We start from the raw sequence: 897 nt of genomic DNA on the forward strand, positions 1-897 counted from the left end.
TGTGTGATGGCGTGCCTTTTGAAGAATGAGCCTGCGAGTCAGCGGCATGTCGCGAGGTTAACCCGTGTGGGGTAGCCGTAGGGAAACCGAATCCTAATGGGGTGTTTAGTGGCATGTCCTGGACCCGAAGCGGGGTGATCTACCCATGGCCAGTGTGAAGCAGCAGTAAGATGCTGTGGAGGCGCGAACCCACGTAGGTTGAAAACTGCGGGGATGAGCTGTGGGTAGGGGTGAAAGGCCAATCAAACTCCGTGATAGCTGGTTCTCCCCGAAATGCATTTAGGTGCAGCGTCGCATTAGCTTGGTGGAGGTAGAGCTACTGGTTGGTTGAGCGGGACTACAATCTTAGCAATGTCAGCCAAACTCCGAATGCCATTAATGTGTTGTGCGGTAGTGAGACTGTGGGGGATAAGCTTCATAGTCGAGAGGGAAACAGCCCAGATCGCCGGTTAAGGCCCCTAAGGGTGTGCTAAGTGGAAAAGGATGTGGGATCGCGAAGACAGCCAGGAGGTTGGCTTAGAAGCAGCCATCCTTGAAAGAGTGCGTAATAGCTCACTGGTCGAGTGGTTCTGCGCCGACAATGTAGTGGGGCTCAAGCACACCGCCGAAGCTGCGGCAATAATATTTTGTTATTGGGTAGGGGAGCGTCGTGCACGTGTTGAAGCGTTACCGTGAGGAGGCGTGGAGTGTGTGCGAGTGAGAATGCAGGCATGAGTAACGAATTGGAAGGTGAGAATCCTTCCCGCCGGATGACTAAGGGTTCCTGGGTCAAGTTCGTCTTCCCAGGGTGAGTCGGGACCTAAGGCGAGGCCGACAGGCGTAGTCGATGGATAACCAGTTGATATTCTGGTACCCGAGTATATGCGCCCCTGATAAAGCACTGATACTAACCACCGT

At 54.0% G+C, this 897-nt stretch carries 1 rRNA gene; it reads left to right on the forward strand.

What is annotated here, in order from left to right:
• Nucleotides 1–897: ribosomal RNA gene (locus tag HMPREF3148_RS00435) — 23S ribosomal RNA — on the forward strand; the annotation flags it as partial.

The sequence above is a fragment of the Corynebacterium sp. HMSC05D08 genome (assembly GCF_001807215.1).
Taxonomy (GTDB): Bacteria; Actinomycetota; Actinomycetes; order Mycobacteriales; family Mycobacteriaceae; genus Corynebacterium; species Corynebacterium striatum.